This window comes from Consotaella aegiceratis (assembly GCF_036541425.1).
Lineage (GTDB): Bacteria > Pseudomonadota > Alphaproteobacteria > Rhizobiales > Rhizobiaceae > Consotaella > Consotaella aegiceratis.
Window position 1 is genome coordinate 53295 of record NZ_JAZHFT010000006.1, and the last position, 16138, is coordinate 69432.

A 16138-nucleotide genomic window follows, 5' to 3' on the forward strand; every position below is an offset into this window, starting at 1 on the left:
CCTTCGTCACGCTTTGCCGAAAAGCCTGCTCTGCGGCTTTGACAAGGCCATGGTGAATCCGTATGGGACCAACCGATTTTAAAGGTGTTGGCCGCAGACCAGCATCCCACGACGAGGCGACGATGGCGAAACCTGAACTCGGCACAAAGCGCATCTGCCCGGAAACCGGACGCAAATTCTACGATCTGAACAAGGATCCGATCGTGTCCCCCTATACCGGGGTCTCCTATCCCCGATCCTATTTCGAGAGCGAAAGCAGTCGGCCCGACGCCGAGGAAGAAGAGGCCGAGGCCGACGTCGTCGAGGCGGCGGAGACCCCGAACACGGTTTCGCTGTCGGATGTCGAGGACGAAGAGAGCGCGGCGGAAGACGACAACCTGCCCGATATCGACGACGACGACGATGATTCCGATGCCGGCGACACCAGCGACGACGCCTTCCTGGAGGAAGACGAGGATGACGACGACATGTCGGACATCATCGGCAGTCGCGACGAGGATGAAGACTGAGGCACCGCGTGACACCGCCGCTTCGGCCGGCGGCGTCCTGCGAGGCCGCACGGCGGAGGAATTTCTGAGCGCCGCCGCTTTTTCACCAAATGCCGCTTGATCTTGGCCGGCGGCTTCAGTAATGAACCGCCGTTACCACGAGGCCGCGCCCAAACGGCCTTTTGACGACAGCGAGACGGCTCTGCCGATCTTGCCGGATGGGGCCATAGCTCAGTTGGGAGAGCGCTTGAATGGCATTCAAGAGGTCAGGGGTTCGACTCCCCTTGGCTCCACCATTTTCCTGCTAGACTTCTGATATCGATCGAGGGTCCCGCAAGCCGGGACCTTGGGCTCTGTCTGGGCCGGTGGCCGCTGCCCGAAGCGGGCTGGAGATCGACGCGCCGCTGGGGCGACATTTATCGCCCAACCGCTCTGTAGGAGACGGTGCGGATCGGTGCACTGCGCCGAACCTGACGACGTTGCATCCTCGACTGCCTAATCGCTCCTTCGAGCCGACGCGCAGCACTCGGTCGGCAGCCCTACGAACGCGCCCGACCTTATCTCGCTGCGGCAGGAGCCGTCGCGACAGCACTGCGTGAGTTCCATCGGCCAGTGTCCCGATCCCGGAACAGGCTGTTCGCGAAATCAATCTAGCGCCGCGGCATCCAGCAAACCACATCTAGCCCATCACGAGACAGACGTAAAAACGTCGTCATAAATAGTTGAATGAAGGAAATATCAAAATGAAAATTGCTGCTATTGTCGCCGCCGGCGCTCTTATTGCCACGGGTACTTCGGCCGTTTCGGCTGCCAGCTTGTTCCACCCCGGTTCTTCGAACGGATATACGCTGGTGAACGTGCCACATTCGGCCGCCTCTGACGACGACGACCTGCTCAATACGACTGGGGTCTTCAGCGCCCGCCCGACCGCGGCCGCTCTCCAGAAGACGATCGCCGCCAATCCCGGACTGGAACAGGCTCTGCGCTCGCAGGGCGTCGATCCCAGCGGCCTCGAAGCGATCAGCGTTCTTCCGGGCCACGTCGTTGCCTACACGAACTGATCGCATCGACGTCCTATCATTGCAGATCGACGAAAGGGCCCGGCGGATCGTCCGTCGGGCCCTTTCGACATGGGACCGACTCGATCTCTCGTCGTGAGATGCCTCGGCGAACAGATGCGGCTCTCACATCAAGCCATCGATCCAGTCACTGACGGGCCAGCGCCGATATCGGAAAATCGACGCCGTATGGCGTCACCAGCAACGGAGAGACCTGACCGACCCGGCGCGGCTCGCCGTTAGGGCATTGCAAAAGGGGCTCCAGATCGTTTGCCGACTGTCGAATGCTGGCCTAATACTGGGGGCCCACCCTGCTCAATCCCCCTGACACCGTCGCGAGGCCTGCCATGAAGATCTTCATTTCTGTCGATATCGAGGGGGTCGCCGGCGTCAGCGAAGGCTTGCAGGGCTCCCGTGGCAACCCCGAATACGAGACCGCCCGCCGGCTGATGACGGCCGAGGCCAGCGCCGCCGTGGCCGGCGCCTTCGCCGGTGGCGCCAACACCGTGCTGATTGCCGACTCGCACGGACAGATGCGCAACATCCTGGCGGACGAGCTCGATCCGCGCGCTCGTCTCGTCGCCGGCAAGCCGCGGCCCCTGTCGATGGCGCAGGGTCTCGACGAGACCTATGACGGGGTGGTCCTCATCGGCTATCACGCCGGTGCCGACGGCTACGGCACGCTGTCCCACACGATCAGCGGGCTCGCCTTCCGTCGCATCGAGATCAACGGCGTCTACACCAACGAAACGACGCTTTATGCCGGCTATGCCGCCGAACTCGGCGTACCCCTCCTGGCGGTGAGCGGCGACGATCGTCTTGCCGACGAGGTCGCCGAGCAGTTTCCAGCCGCCCGGCGCATCGTCGTCAAGCAGGCGCTGGGCGCCAGCGCCACCGACAGCCTGTCGCCGCAGGCCTCGCGCCAATTGATCGAGGCCGAGGTCGCCGCCGCCGTCAAGGGTGCCGCGACCGCCCCGGTGGAAATCCTCTCCAAGCCGCCGCTGACCGTCTCGGTGCTGTTCCAGCATCAGATCCAGGCTGACGCGGTGGCGCTTCTACCGTTCATCACGCGCCGCGGACCCCGCGCCATCGAGTTCACGCTCGGCTCGCACCGCGAGGTGATCGGCACTCTGAGCGCGCTGGCACTGATTGGCAGTGCGGTTCTGCGCTGATCGGGCAAGCGAACGATCATGTCCAATTCCCGCTGCCGCCTGCGCGCCCTCGGCATCGCTCCCGGTGCATTCAAGCCCGGTCCTCAGAACGCCATTACCGATGTCGAGGGCGTGGCGGTCGGCCATGTGACGCTCGTCGAGGGCGACCGCATCCGCACCGGCGCCACCGCCATCCGGCCGCACTCCGGCAACCTGTTTCGCGACAAGGTGCCGGCGGCGCTGCACGTGTTCAACGGCTACGGCAAGTTTGCCGGCGCCACCCAGATCGAAGAGCTGGGCGAGATCGAGACGCCCATTGTGCTGACCAACACGCTGGCCGTTGGTCGCGCCGTCGAGGCCGTCAATCGCTGGACCCTGGCGCAGCCGGGCAACGAGGGCGTCGTGTCGATCAACGCCGCGGTGGGAGAGACCAACGACGCCCGCCTGAACGATATTCGCGCCGGCCGGCCGACGATCGAGGAGATCGAGGCGGCGATCGCCGCTGCGGCGCCGGGACCGGTCGCCGAGGGCGCGGTCGGGGCCGGCACCGGCACCGTGGCGTTCGGCCACAAGGGCGGGATCGGCAGCAGTTCGCGCCTGGTACCTGCAGCCGGCCACCGTTACCGGCTGGGCGTCCTGGTGCAGTCGAACTACGGCGGCCGGCTGCGGATCGACGGGTTGCCCTACGAGGCGCTCGCCGAGCACGATCGCGACGGATCGATCGTCATGGTGATCGCCACCGACGCGCCGCTCGACGCGAGCGGCCTGCGCCGGCTGGCCCGCCGCGCCGTCGGCGGTCTGTCGCGCACCGGCGCCGCCCTCAGCAACGGCTCCGGCGACTACGCGCTGGCCTTTTCCACCGCCGAAGGCCTGCGCCGCACGCCCGAGCGGCGGCGCGCGGTGACCGACTGTCCGACCCTGCCCAACGATCTGATGTCGCCGCTTTTCGAGGCGGCCATCGAGGCGGTGGAGGAGGCGATCCTCAATTCGCTTTGCATGGCCGAGACCGTCCACGGCTTCAACGCGGCCTCCGGCAAGGCGAACACCGTCCGCGCCTTGGATCTCGACGTTATCCGTCGCGGGCTCGACCGCTTCCGGTCTTCGCCGTCCTAGGCGCGTCGGCTCGCCGTACGGCCGTACCGGGTTCGGTGGCCGGTATCGCCGCCCAGAACCGCTCCATCGTCGGCGAACTCGCGCCGACCCGGCGATAGACAAGAACCTCCAGTTCGACGCGCTCGACGCCCGCCTCCAGCGCGATCAGCCGGCCGTCGGCCAGTTCGCGCCGCGTCGCGCTCAGCGGCAGCCAGCCGACACCCTTGCCGGTTTCCACCATCCGCTTGACCGCTTCCGACATGGAGTTCTCGAACACGGTGCGCACGTTGATGCCCCGCTGGCGCAACTGAAGCACGAGTTCGGCCTGGATCTTGCCGAGGAAACAGTCCGACGAATACGACACCAGCGGCAGCGGTTCGCTGCCGGCGTCCGAAGCCGGTTCGAAGATCGGCTGTCCACCCGTCTGCGTGCCGCTGACCAGCACGAAGGGATCGATCGCGATCTTTTTGAACAGGAAGCGCCCCGTCTGCAGGACCGGCGGACCGAGAGGATGTGCATAGCACAGCGCCATCTCGCACCGTCCGAGCGACAGCGCCTCCAGGCTGTCGTAGAAATCGGTGGCGTTCATCCGCGTGACGAACGGACCGGCCTTCTCTTCGATCCGGCGCAGAAGATCGGGAAAAATGCTGAGCGCGATCGTATGCAGCGCGCTGAAGGTCAGCGCCTCGCCGTCCGACGCCACCTGCTGGCGGCAATCGTCGCGCAGCCGGTAGATCTCGCGCATCAGCTCCCGCCCGGATTCGAGAAAAGTCTCGCCGGCCGTGGTCAGCGAAACCGGAAAGCTGCTGCGGTCGATCAGCTCGGCGCCGACCCAATTCTCCAACGCTCGAATGCGCCGGCTGAACGCCGGCTGACTGACATGCCGGGCGGCGGCGGCCACCGAGAAATTGCGCACCGCCGCCAATTCGACGAAGTCTTCCAGCCAACTGAGTTCCAACCCGCGCCCCTCGCATGTCTCTGCATAGGGTATGCGTATCTTGCATCATGCTCAATGGCGGCCGCCGTCGGCGAGGCGAAATTGTCGTTCCGTTCAAGGCGCTAGCGACGATGATCGGCGAAACTGAGGCCCGGCCGGCCCTCAATCGGCGTAGAAGCCGATCAGCGCCTCGCCGCCTTCGACCTGCGCCGCGCGATACATGCCGGGCGTGTTGAAGCAGAGCACCGGCGCGCCGGTCCGACCGACGGCGATGACGCCGCCGCGGCCGTCGATGGCCGGCAGCTCTTCCAGAACTTTTCGGGCGACCGCCTGATCCAGGCTGAGCCCGCCATATTCCACCAGCGCCGATATGTCGCGGCCCACCGAAAGCCGGATGAACATCTCGCCGTGGCCGGTCGCGGAGACGGCCGCGCCGCGGTCGTTCGCATAGGTGCCGGCGCCGATCACCGGGCTGTCGCCAATGCGGCCGGGATGCTTGTTGGTCATGCCGCCGGTCGAGGTTGCGGCGGCGAGATTGCCGTGGATGTCGCGCGCGACCGCACCGACCGTGCCGTATTTGTGGTCGTTGTGGTCGAGGCTGATCTCTTGTTTGGCCTGCGCCTCGGCGAGTTGGCTGCGGCGCAGTTCGATCTCGAAATAGGCCGGCTCCACCATGACGGCGCCGGCCTCTCGGGCGAAGCGCTCGGCTCCGGCGCCAGCCAGCATCACGTGATCGGAACCGTCCATCACCAGCCGGGCCAGACGCACCGGATTGCGTACGTGCAGCAGGCCGGTGACCGATCCGGCCGCGAGATCGCGCCCCCGCATGATCGCAGCGTCCATTTCCACGGTTCCATCCCGGGTGAGGACGCTGCCCTTGCCGGCGTTGAACAGGGGATTGTCCTCCAGCGCCACGACCGTGGCCTCCACCGCGGCTTCGCACGCACCGCCCGCCTCGAGCACGGCGCGGCCCTGGGCCAGCGCATGGTCCAGGCCCGCACGATAGGCCGCTTCCTTGTCCGGCGTCATCCGTTCCTTGAGGATCGTTCCGGCGCCGCCATGCAGTGCCAAGGCCCAGTTCGTCTTGTCCATTCGGCTTCGCCTTTCTCGAGGGAGCGAAAGCTCTAGCGCCAAGAGCCCGAGAGCGGCAATCGCGACACTATGCAAAGTTAGCATGGGGCATACCGATTCCGCCTTGGACAACAGCGCGATCCGTCCCTTTCAATGCTGCCTCAATATTGGCAGTGGCGCTTTTTTTGTCAGGAGTACCGCCCCGCATGTCAGGCAACGTGTCGCCGTCGAACGCCCATGAGACCGCCTTGCTCGACGTCGCCGGTCTGACGGTCGCGTTCGGCGAGGGCGACAAGGCCTTTCGGGCGGTCAAGGGGCTCGATCTGCACATCGACCGCGGCGAGACGGTGGCCGTGGTCGGCGAATCGGGGTCGGGCAAGTCGGTCAGCGCGCTCTCGATCATGCGCCTGGTGGAATTCGGCGGCGGGCATATCGTCGACGGCGCCATTCGCCTTCGCCGCCGCGACGGCACGACGATGGCGATCGAGAGCCTCGACGAGGAAGCTTCCCGGCGTCTGCGCGGCAACGACATCGCCATGATCTTCCAGGAGCCTATGACCTCGCTCAACCCGGTTCTGCGGATCGGCGAGCAGATCATCGAGGCGATCGTCACCCACCAGAACAAGACGCGCCGGGAGGCGGCCGCGCTGGCTGCAGAGATGCTCGAGACCGTTCGCATCCCCAATCCCCGCGCCGCCCTGAAGAACTATCCGCATCAGCTGTCCGGCGGCATGCGCCAGCGCGTGATGATCGCCCTGGCGCTGTCGTGCAATCCGCAACTGCTGATCGCCGACGAGCCGACCACGGCGCTCGACGTCACCATCCAGGCGCAGATCCTGCGGCTGATCCGCGACATCCAGAAGAGCCGCGACATGGCGGTGCTCTTCATCACCCACGACATGGGCGTGGTCGCCGAGGTCGCCGACCGCGTCGTGGTGATGTACCGGGGCGAAAGGGTGGAGGAGGGCGACGTCCAGACCATCTTCAAGGCGCCCAAACATCCCTACACCCGCGCACTTCTCGACGCCGTGCCGCATTTGAACGCGATGACCGGCACCACCGAGCCGGCGCCGTTCGAACGGCTGGCGGTCGGCGGGGCGACGGCGCCGGCCGAAGCCGCGCCGGCCAGGCCGATCGACTATTCCACGCCGCCGCTTCTGTCGGTGCGCGGCCTGACCACCCGCTTCGACGTTCCGAGCGGCCTGCTCGGAAGGGTCAAGCATCGCGTCCACGCGGTCGAACAGATCGACCTCGACATCTGGCCAGGCGAAACGCTCGGGCTGGTCGGCGAATCGGGCTGTGGCAAGTCGACGACCGGACGCTCGCTGCTGCGCCTCGTCGACTCGAGCTTCGATTCCCTCTTCTTCGACGGCCGCGACCTGTCGCTGATCACGCCGCAGGCTCTGCGCCGCCTGCGCCGGCAGATCCAGTTCATCTTCCAGGATCCCTATGCGTCGCTCAATCCGCGGCTGACGGTGGGATTTTCGATCTGCGAGCCGATGCTCATCCACGGCATCGAAACCAAGGCCGCCGCCTTCGATCGCGCCGTCTGGCTGCTCGAGCAGGTGGGCCTGGAGGCCGACCATGCCCGTCGCTATCCGCACACCTTCTCCGGCGGCCAGCGCCAGCGCATCGCCATCGCCCGGGCGTTGTCGACCAATCCCAAGCTGATCATCGCCGACGAGGCGGTTTCCGCGCTCGACGTGTCGATCCAGGCCCAGGTCGTCAATCTGTTGATCGACCTTCAGCGCCGCTTCGGGGTCTCCTACCTGTTCATCTCGCACGACATGGCCGTGGTCGAGCGCGTCAGCCACCGGGTCGCGGTGATGTATCTGGGCCAGGTCGTGGAACACGGCCGCCGCCACCGCGTGTTCGAGGACCCGCGCCACAGTTACACCCGCCGGCTGATGGCGTCCGCGCCGGTGCCCGATCCCGACCTGCGCAACCGCGACCGGCCGTTGATCACGGGCGAGATCCCCAGCCCGTTGCGGAGCCTGTCCGATCCGCCGGCGCTGTCGCGATTCGTTGCCGTCGGCAGCGATCACTTCGTGGCTCAGGAGGGTGGACGGCCGGATTGACGACCGCCCTTGCCGTAGACGATGCGACCAAGACAAAACGTGCCCCCGACAAGGAGAGTGGAATGAAGTTTCTGAACAGTTTGACGAGATGGGCCGCCGCCGCGGGCTTGGCCCTGGGGCTGGCGACAGCGGTCGCGCCGCCAACGGCGGCCTATGCCCAGACGAGCGTCAAGATCGCCATGGATTCGACCCTCGACACGCTGGATCCGCACGACAGCACGGCGAACGCCGTGGCCTCGGCGTCCAGCGGCATGATGGAGCGCCTGATCGGCTTCGACAAGGACATGAAGCTGGTACCGATGCTGGCCGAGAGCTGGGAAGCCAACGACGACGCCACCGAGTTCACCTTCCATCTGCGTCACGGCGTGGTCTTCCACGACGAGACGCCGTTCAACGCCGAGGCGGTGAAGGTCAATATCGACCGTTTGGCCGACCAGTCCAACAATCTCAAGCGCAACTCGATGATGAGCATCGTCAAGTCGACCGACGTCATCGACGAATACACCGTGAAGATCACCCTCAGCGAGCCGTTCGGCGCGATGCTGGCGACCCTGGCTCACCCCTCGATCGTCATGCACAGCCCGAAGTCGCTGGAGGAATACGGCAAAGATGTCGGCAAGCACCCGGTCGGCACCGGCCCCTTCAAGTTCAAGAAGTGGGTTCCGGGCGAGTATCTGACGGTGGAGAAGTTCGACCACTATTGGAAGCCGGACTATCCGAAGGTCGACGAGGTCACATTCTACACCGTCAAGGAAGCCGCGACATCCTTGTCGATGCTGCTCTCCGACGAGGTGCAGTTCATCTATAACCTGTCCGGCGAGCTCGTTCAGACCATCGAGAACACCGACGGCTACGAGGTGCAGGAGGTTCCCGGCATCACCGTCTGGACGGCTTCGATGAACCTGCTGCACAAGGAATTCCAGGATCCGCGCGTGCGCGAAGCCTTCAATCTGGCGATCGACAAGGATGCTTTCGTGCAGGTCGTTTATTCCGGCCACGCCCAGGTGCCGGATTCGCCCCTCGCCTCCAAGACCGCGTTCTATTCGGCCCAGACGCCCTATCCCACCGACCTGGAGAAGGCGCGCGAGCTGATGAAGGAAGCCGGCTACGAGGATGGTTTCGAGATCGAGGCCTGGGCCCGCAACACCTCGACCGAAACCCGCATGCTGCAGTTCCTGCAGCAGCAGCTGTCTCAGATCAACGTGAAGGTGAAGATCTTTCCGCTCGAGGCCGCGACGCGCACCGAGAAGGTGTTCGGCAACATCGCGCCCGAGGACCAGGAATTCGGCATCCTGATCGGCGGCTGGTCGCCGTCCACCGGCGACGCCGACTGGCATCTGCGCCCGGTCTACAGCACCGAAGGCTGGATCCCGAAGATCTACAACATGTCGTTCTATTCCAACGAAAAGGTCGACGCCGACATCGCCAAGGGCCTGAGCTCGGCCGATGACGAGGTGCGCGGCGAGGCCTATGCCGACGCCCAGAAGCAGATCTGGGCCGACATGCCCGTCGTCTGGCTCGCCGTCGACAACAAGATGGCGGGGCAGCGCTCCGACCTCACCGGCATCTATCCGATGCCCGATGGGACCATGGCCTATGCCGAGGCCGCCTATCAGTAGGGACATGGCCCTGGCTCCGACCGGCGTTCCGGTCGGGGCCTCGGTCCGGGAGTGGACGCCATGACACGCTATGTCCTGCGGCGGTTGCTGGCGCTGGTGCCGGTGCTCTTTCTAATTTCGATCTTCGTCTTCCTGTTCGTCCATGCCTTGCCGGGCGATCCGGCGCGGTTGCTGGCGGGCGAGCAGGCGACGCTGCAGGACGTCGAGGCGGTGCGGCGCGCCCTCAATCTCGACCAACCCCTGTTCGTCCAATATGTGACCTTCCTGAAAAACCTCGTCACCTTTCAGCTCGGCCATTCGCTGCGCACCGACGAGCCGGTCTACGACATGTTGGCGCGGGCCTTCATGCCGACCTTCTGGCTGTCGATCTGCGCGCTGGCCTGGTCGCTGGCGTTCGGGCTGCTGGTCGGCGTGGTGTCGGCGGTGCGCAGCGGCAGCGCGGCCGATCGCGTCGGCATGCTGGCGGCCGTGTCCGGCATCTCGATGCCGAACTTCTGGCTCGGCATCCTGTTGATGCAGGTGTTCTCGGTCAAGCTGCGGTGGCTGGGCACCAGCGGCTTCGACAGTCCGGCCGACCTGATCCTGCCGTCGCTGACCCTGGGAGCCGCGGTGGCGGCCGTCATGGCGCGCTTCACCCGCTCGGCCGTCATCGAGGTGATCCGCGAGGATTACATCCGCACCGCGCGCGCCAAGGGCCTGCGCAATCGTCTGGTGATCTGGAAGCATGCGGTGCGCAATGCGCTGATTCCGGTGGTGACGATGACCGGGCTGCAATTCGGCTTCCTGCTCGGGGGGTCCATCGTGGTGGAACAGGTCTTCCGCTGGCCGGGCCTCGGTTCGGTCCTGGTGGAAGCGATCGCCTATCGCGACTATGCCGTCGTGCAGGCGGAGATCATGCTGTTCTCCCTGCAATTCCTGCTGATCAACCTGCTGGTCGATGTGCTTTACGGCTTCATCAATCCGGCAATTCGCTACAAGTAGCGCGATGACCGAAGTGATCTCTTCCCCCGTTGCACCGGCCGCGCTGCCGCCCAAGGCGGCGATGCGCTCGCCCTTCGGCGAGTTCTGGCGGCGGATGCGCAACGAGCGGCTGGCGCTCGTCGCCGCCGGCTTTCTCATCCTCATGCTCGCCGTGGCGCTCGTCGGGCCGTTCGTCCTGCCCTATACGCCGGACCAGTTCGACTATTCCAACACGCTCAGCGGCCCCAGTCTGCAGCATTGGGCGGGCACCGACGAATTCGGCCGGGACATCTTCGCCCGGCTGCTCTTCGGGGCCAAGCTGTCGCTCTATATCGGTTTCGTCTCGGTATCGCTGGGCGCCGTCTTCGGCATCGTCTTCGGGCTCATCGCCGGCTATTACGGCGGTTGGCTCGATTCCCTCATCATGCGCATTTCCGACGTGCTGTTCGCGTTTCCGGGCATCCTGCTGGCGATCGGCATCATCGCGCTTCTCGGTCCCGGCATCGAGAACGTCATCCTGGCGGTGGCGATCTTCGGCGTGCCGGCCTTCGCCCGCATCGTGCGGGCCGGCACCCTGGCGCTGAAGGAGACGACCTATGTGGAGGCGGCGCGTGCCGCCGGCGCGTCGGATGCCATCATCATGTTCCGCCATATCCTGCCGGGTGTCATGGGCAGCGTCATCGTCTACCTGACGATGCGCATCGGCACCTCCATCCTGACGGCCGCCAGCCTGAGCTTTATCGGTCTGGGCGTCGAGCCGTCGGTGCCGGAGTGGGGCGCGATGCTGGCCATGGGCCGCCAATACCTGATGGCCGGGCAATGGCATCTGACGTTCTTCCCCGGCTTCGCCATCTTCCTCACGGTGCTGTCCTTCAACGTGCTGGGCGACGGCCTGCGCGACGCGCTGGATCCCAAGCTCGGCAACGAAGCCTGACGGGGCAGCGCAAGTCCGGCATCGTCGCCGGCTCTCGCTACCCCCTGGCCGCCGGCCGATGCCGCGTCGTGGCGTACATGCCGGTGGTGCGGAAATCGGTCGGGCTGATGCCGAAGGTGCGCCGGAACGCCTTGGCGAAATAGTTCGGATCGACGAAGCCACACGCCGCTGCGATCGCCTTGACCGGCATGGTCGAAACCTCCAGCAGCCGGGCCGCGCGCCGCATGCGCTGGGTGAGCACGTATTCGGCCGGCGAGACGCCCTCCGCCGCGGTGAACAGGCGGGTGAAATGCGCGCGGCTGAAGCCGGCGAGGCTGGCCAGGCGACCGACATCCAGGTCGGTATCCAGATGGGCCCGGATATAGGCCGTCACGGCGGCGATCGCGCCGCCTTGCGTGGCGTCGACCGCATCGGCGTGCGGACCGATCACGTCGTCATAGAGCGCCATGACCACCTCGTAGGCGATGGCCGACGCCCGCCCGGGCGCCATCTGCGCGGTGGCGACGAGATCGCGGCAGCGCCGCGCGAGATGCTCCACGGTCTCGGGCGCGAGCTGCAGGACCGGCCCCCTCAGCGCCGTCACCGTTCGGATGATGCGCAGCGCCTCCTGGCCATGCATCGCGATCCAGAAAAACTCCCAGCGTTTTCCTTCGGCCAGCCAATAGCGGTGGTCATGCGGGATCGTGACGAGCATGGTCTGGCCCGTGCTCACCCGGTGGTGTCGGCGATCGAAGTCGAGCCTGCCCTGACCGCTCAGCGTATGCTGCAGCACCGAAAACGGGGTCTCGCCCCGCTGGCGGCCGTCCCAGGAATAGCTGGGATCGCTGACGTGATCGTAGCCCGCATTGGTCGGCATGGCGTGCAGGCTGTGGCGCCCCCGCGGCAGCGACAGGGTGCGCATGACCGGACCGTTGGCGGTCAAATCCGAGAGCACAGAATTACCCATATCAGCACAATATCTCTCTAGGCAGTCCGCCTGATCAAGCCATACTATCGCTCAACCTGCTGCCATACGCCAAGAAAACGACAAAGAGGCGGGGCGGCAACGGGCGGCATCCAGAGGAGGAGTGACGGCTGTGTCGAAGCTCAAAATTGCCATCATTGGCGCGGGCAGCGTCGGGTTCACGAAAAAGCTCGTCACCGACATCCTCTGCGTCCCTGAACTCCAAGATGTCGAATTCGCGCTGACCGACATCAATCCCAACAATCTTGACATGGTCTGTCAGATCGTCGAGCGGATCATCGCGACCAATCACCTGCCGACGAAGGTGACCGCCGATACCGACCGCCGCCGCGCGCTGGACGGCGCCCGCTACGTCATCAACTGCACGCGGATCGGCGGTCTCGAGGCCTACCGCCAGGACATCGAGATCCCGCTGAAATACGGCGTCGACCAATGCGTCGGCGACACGATCTGCGCCGGCGGCATTCTCTACGGCCAGCGCAACATCCCGGTGCTGCTCGACTTCTGCAAGGACATTCGCGACGTCGCCGAGCCCGGGGCCCTTCTTCTGAACTATGCCAACCCCATGGCGATGAACACCTGGGCGGCCATCGACCATGGCGGGGTCGACACGGTCGGCCTGTGCCACGGGGTCCAGAACACCTGGCGGCAGATCGCGTACGCGCTGGGGGCGAGCCGCAAGGAGGAGGTCGACGTCGTCTGTTCCGGCATCAACCACCAGACCTGGTATCTCGACATCCGCTATCAGGGCCGGCGCATCGGGCGCGACGAGCTGGTCGCGGCGCTGGAGCGCCATCCCGTCTACAGCCAGCAGGAAAAGGTCCGCATCGATGTCCTGAAGCGCTTCGGCTTTTATTCGACCGAGTCGAACGGCCACCTGTCGGAATACCTGCCCTGGTACCGCAAGCGGCCCGACGAGATCACCCGGTGGATCGACCTGTCGGACTGGATCCATGGCGAAACCGGCGGCTATCTGCGCCACACGACCGAGAGCCGCAACTGGTTCGAGACCGACTTTCCGCAGTTCCTGGAAGAAGCCGGTCGGCCGATCGACCCGGCCAAGCGCAGCGACGAGCATGCCAGCTGGATTCTCGAGGCGCGCGAGACCAACCGCATCTATCGCGGCCATTTCAACGTCAAGAACGACGGCGTCATCACCAACCTGCCCGCCGACTGCATCATCGAATCGCCCGGCTTCGTGGACCGCTTCGGCATCAACATGGCCGCCGGCATCACGCTGCCGGACGCCTGCGCGGCCGTCTGCCTGGCCTCGATCAACATCCAGCGTCTGTCGGTCCGGGCCGCGTTGACGGGCGACGTCGACCTGCTCAAGCAGGCGGTGCTTCTGGACCCGCTGGTCAGCGCTGTCTGCTCGCCGGAGGAGGTCTGGCAGATGGTCGACGAGATGCTGGTCGCCGAGGCCGAATGGCTGCCGCAATACGCCGATGCCATTCCGGCGGCACGCGAGCGACTGGCCAAGGGCACGGTGAAGACGCGCGACTGGGCCGGCGCGGCGCGCCAGCCGGTCCGTTCGGTCGAGGAGATCCGCCGGGCCACCGCCGCCAAGGCGGACAAGGAGGTCATGCTCGGCATGCGCTCCGGCATGTGACGATCTCGCGAGCGAGTGAGGGACGCCGCATCGCCGCAGCGTCAGCCCATCTCCGGCGGGGGAGGACCCGCCGCACGTCAAGGGAGGAAGGAATGAAGCTTTGGACCACCGTGGCCCTGGCTCTGGCGGCCGGCTGGATGATTCAGCCGGGCATCGCCCAGGAGCTCAAGGGGCCGGAACCGATCCCCACCGGCAAGCCGCTGCAGAAGGGTGAGCGCGTCCAGATCGACTACGACGCGCTGATCCAGGTCAAGGCGCTGGATCAGTATCATGAACCCGAATGGGTGACGAAGTTCGTCGACGAGGGCAAGCTGCCCCCCGTCGAGGAGCGCCTGCCGAAGACGCCGCTGGTGGTCGACACCGATTCCGTCGACGGCATCGGCACCTATGGCGGCGTACTGCGCCACGTCTCGGGCGCCCGGCCGCAGGGCTGGAACTGGATGGCCGGCAATATCCTGGCCTGGGGCGGCGTCGAGGAGATCATCGACCCGTGCCTGGTCAGCGTCGGTCCGATCTGGATGCTGACCTCGGAAAAGTCCGAGCCGCTGCCGCAGCTCGCCACCTCCTGGGAGTGGTCGGACGACGGCAAAGCCATGACCATGCATCTCCTGGAAGGCGCCAAATGGTCGGACGGCGAGCCGTTCGGCGCCGACGACGTGATGTTCCTTTGGGACGACAACATGTCGGACCCGAACGTTCCGGCCTGGGGCCGGCCGGCCGCCTTCGGCGAGGGCACGACGCTCGAAAAGGTCGACGACACCACGATCCGCTGGCACTTCGAGACGCCGTTCCCGGTCTCGAACCTCTACCAGATGGGCTATCAGAAGATGTGCCCCGGCCCCTCGCACATCCTGAAGCCCTTGCATCCGAAGTACAACAAGGACGCGACCTACCAGTCCTACATCAATGCGCTGCGGCCCGATCACACGCCCTGGGTGACCATGGGTCCGTGGACCGTGACAGAGTACAAGCCCGATCAGATCATGATCATGCGGCGCAACCCGTACTTCTTCGAGGTCGACAAGGAGGGCAACCAGCTGCCCTATCTGGACGAGGTCCAGTACAAGCTGTCGACCTGGGAGGATCGCACCATCCAGACCGTTTCCGGGTCGGCCGACTATGCCAACATGGAAGATCCGTCGATCTATCTGGAGTCGCTGCGCCAAGCGCAATCGCCCGATTTCGCCAACAACATCATCTGGGGCGCCCGGGCGCTCGACTGGGCCGTCCAGATGAACATGTCGGAGGTCTGCGGCGCCGACGATCCGCGTGACAAGGCGATCCGCGAGCTCAACCGCGATCTCGACTTTCGCCGCGCCATGACCCAGGCGGTGGACCGCGAGGCGCTCGGCCAAAGCCTGGTGCGCGGGCCGTTCATCCTGCCCCACGCCGGCGGCCTGCACATCGAGACCGACTTCGGCGATCCCTCCATGGTGGTCTATTATCCCTACGACCCGGAGGGCGTGAAGGCCAAGCTCGAGGCGATGGGCTTCACCGACACCGACGGCAACGGCTACGTCAACTGGCCGGAGGGCGGGCCGCTGGCCGGACAGGACCTGACCATCAACCTGCTCTACACCACGCTCTACACCACCGACACCAACATCGCGCAGTCTCTGGTGACGATGTATCGCGACGTCGGCGTGCGGCTGGTTCTGCAGCCCAACAACACCGAGCTGAACAACGTCCTCGATACGTGCCAGTGGGATTGGACGGTGCGCCGCAGCGACCGCGTCAACCACGCTCCGATCCTGCGCGTCGAAGAGCTGGCGCCGCTGGCCTGGAACAATCCGAAGTGGCACCTGGGCACGGCGCAGGAGCCGCAGCACCTGATGGACTTCGAGAAGGAGCTGGTCGGCATTCTGGAAAAGATCCGCACCGAGCCCGATTCGGCCAAGCGCAACCAACTGTTCCGCGACTTCGCCAAGGTCTCGACCGAGAACGTCTACCAGGTCGGCCTGATCTCGGTGCCCGGCGCCATCATCATCAACAAGCGCTTCAAGAACTTCCCGGCCGGCACGCCCATCGTCGCCTATGGCTGGGGCGAGGAAGGCTCGATGCGCGAGCGCCTGTGGGTGCCCAAGGACGAGCAGGGCAAGGTGCCCGAACTGGCCCCGGAAACGCTCCCTGGCATCGAAGACTAGGAGTTCCTCCCGAGAAGCGGGGTGGGCTCCGGC

At 65.6% G+C, this 16138-nt stretch carries 13 protein-coding genes and 1 tRNA gene; 11 read left to right on the top strand and 3 right to left on the bottom strand.

From position 1 onward, the window contains the following. Positions 1-122 precede the first annotated feature (122 nt). The 5 genes from SMD10_RS06315 to SMD10_RS06335 all read left to right on the top strand — a co-directional run bounded on the left by SMD10_RS06315 (position 123) and on the right by SMD10_RS06335 (position 3810). Positions 123-509 carry a TIGR02300 family protein gene (locus SMD10_RS06315; RefSeq protein ID WP_331684817.1) on the top strand — a complete coding sequence of 129 codons (387 nt, stop codon included), beginning with the start codon at positions 123-125 and terminating at the stop codon, positions 507-509. A gap of 199 nt (positions 510-708) precedes the next feature. Continuing rightward, a tRNA-Ala gene (locus tag SMD10_RS06320) sits at positions 709-784 on the top strand. Between the two features lie 447 nt (positions 785-1231). Further along, complete coding sequence (locus SMD10_RS06325; protein ID WP_331684818.1) at positions 1232-1549, top strand: hypothetical protein; 318 nt, start codon at positions 1232-1234, stop codon at positions 1547-1549. A 344-nt stretch (positions 1550-1893) separates the two neighbouring features. Continuing rightward, the gene (locus SMD10_RS06330) at positions 1894-2718 is read left to right on the top strand and encodes a M55 family metallopeptidase (RefSeq protein WP_331684819.1); all 825 of its coding nucleotides are present in this window, start codon (positions 1894-1896) and stop codon (positions 2716-2718) included. An 18-nt stretch (positions 2719-2736) separates the two neighbouring features. Continuing rightward, on the top strand, positions 2737-3810 hold the full coding sequence (locus tag SMD10_RS06335) for a P1 family peptidase (protein WP_331684820.1): 1074 nt from the start codon (positions 2737-2739) through the stop codon (positions 3808-3810). Here SMD10_RS06335 and SMD10_RS06340 read toward each other — a convergent pair. Both SMD10_RS06340 and SMD10_RS06345 read right to left on the bottom strand, forming a co-directional pair. Continuing rightward, on the bottom strand, positions 3767-4747 hold the full coding sequence (locus SMD10_RS06340) for a LysR substrate-binding domain-containing protein (RefSeq protein WP_331684821.1): 981 nt from the start codon (positions 4745-4747) through the stop codon (positions 3767-3769). The genes SMD10_RS06335 and SMD10_RS06340 overlap by 44 nt on opposite strands. Positions 4748-4888: 141 nt before the next feature. Beyond that, positions 4889-5818, bottom strand: a complete 930-nt coding sequence (locus SMD10_RS06345) for an isoaspartyl peptidase/L-asparaginase family protein (RefSeq protein WP_331684822.1) — start codon at positions 5816-5818, stop codon at positions 4889-4891. 185 nt (positions 5819-6003) lie between these two features. Here SMD10_RS06345 and SMD10_RS06350 point away from each other — a divergent pair, with 185 nt between their 5' ends. From SMD10_RS06350 to SMD10_RS06365, 4 genes are all read left to right on the top strand, one after another. Beyond that, entirely contained in the window at positions 6004-7875 is a 1872-nt protein-coding gene (locus SMD10_RS06350; protein WP_331684823.1) for an ABC transporter ATP-binding protein, read from the top strand. Positions 7876-7937: 62 nt separating this feature from the next. Continuing rightward, complete coding sequence (locus SMD10_RS06355) at positions 7938-9494, top strand: glutathione ABC transporter substrate-binding protein (protein WP_331684824.1); 1557 nt, start codon at positions 7938-7940, stop codon at positions 9492-9494. A gap of 60 nt (positions 9495-9554) precedes the next feature. Then, positions 9555-10475 (top strand): ABC transporter permease subunit, encoded by a 921-nt coding sequence (locus SMD10_RS06360; protein ID WP_331684825.1) that lies wholly within the window; start codon positions 9555-9557, stop codon positions 10473-10475. A 4-nt stretch (positions 10476-10479) separates the two neighbouring features. Then, complete coding sequence (locus SMD10_RS06365) at positions 10480-11388, top strand: ABC transporter permease subunit (protein ID WP_331684826.1); 909 nt, start codon at positions 10480-10482, stop codon at positions 11386-11388. Between the two features lie 37 nt (positions 11389-11425). Here the strand turns inward: SMD10_RS06365 and SMD10_RS06370 are convergent, their stop codons facing one another. After that, entirely contained in the window at positions 11426-12334 is a 909-nt protein-coding gene (locus SMD10_RS06370) for an AraC family transcriptional regulator (RefSeq protein ID WP_331684827.1), read from the bottom strand. A gap of 130 nt (positions 12335-12464) precedes the next feature. Here SMD10_RS06370 and SMD10_RS06375 point away from each other — a divergent pair, with 130 nt between their 5' ends. Together SMD10_RS06375 and SMD10_RS06380 are read left to right on the top strand one after the other, a co-directional pair. Further along, the gene (locus SMD10_RS06375; RefSeq protein ID WP_331684828.1) at positions 12465-13961 is read left to right on the top strand and encodes an alpha-glucosidase/alpha-galactosidase; all 1497 of its coding nucleotides are present in this window, start codon (positions 12465-12467) and stop codon (positions 13959-13961) included. A 92-nt stretch (positions 13962-14053) separates the two neighbouring features. Then, positions 14054-16105, top strand: coding sequence for an ABC transporter substrate-binding protein (locus SMD10_RS06380; protein ID WP_331684829.1), 2052 nt, complete (start codon positions 14054-14056; stop codon positions 16103-16105). The last annotated feature ends 33 nt before the right edge of the window (positions 16106-16138 follow it).

Excerpts from the sequence above, each read along its gene's own strand:
- SMD10_RS06365 (WP_331684826.1), top strand. The coding sequence starts at position 10,480 with ATGACCGAAGTGATCTCTTCCCCCGTTGCACCGGCCGCGCTGCCGCCC.
- SMD10_RS06325 (WP_331684818.1), top strand. The coding sequence starts at position 1,232 with ATGAAAATTGCTGCTATTGTCGCCGCCGGCGCTCTTATTGCCACGGGT.
- SMD10_RS06335 (WP_331684820.1), top strand. The coding sequence starts at position 2,737 with ATGTCCAATTCCCGCTGCCGCCTGCGCGCCCTCGGCATCGCTCCCGGT.
- SMD10_RS06355 (WP_331684824.1), top strand. The coding sequence starts at position 7,938 with ATGAAGTTTCTGAACAGTTTGACGAGATGGGCCGCCGCCGCGGGCTTG.
- SMD10_RS06345 (WP_331684822.1), bottom strand. The coding sequence starts at position 5,818 with ATGGACAAGACGAACTGGGCCTTGGCACTGCATGGCGGCGCCGGAACG.
- SMD10_RS06350 (WP_331684823.1), top strand. The coding sequence starts at position 6,004 with ATGTCAGGCAACGTGTCGCCGTCGAACGCCCATGAGACCGCCTTGCTC.
- SMD10_RS06370 (WP_331684827.1), bottom strand. The coding sequence starts at position 12,334 with ATGGGTAATTCTGTGCTCTCGGATTTGACCGCCAACGGTCCGGTCATG.
- SMD10_RS06360 (WP_331684825.1), top strand. The coding sequence starts at position 9,555 with ATGACACGCTATGTCCTGCGGCGGTTGCTGGCGCTGGTGCCGGTGCTC.
- SMD10_RS06380 (WP_331684829.1), top strand. The coding sequence starts at position 14,054 with ATGAAGCTTTGGACCACCGTGGCCCTGGCTCTGGCGGCCGGCTGGATG.
- SMD10_RS06330 (WP_331684819.1), top strand. The coding sequence starts at position 1,894 with ATGAAGATCTTCATTTCTGTCGATATCGAGGGGGTCGCCGGCGTCAGC.
- SMD10_RS06315 (WP_331684817.1), top strand. The coding sequence starts at position 123 with ATGGCGAAACCTGAACTCGGCACAAAGCGCATCTGCCCGGAAACCGGA.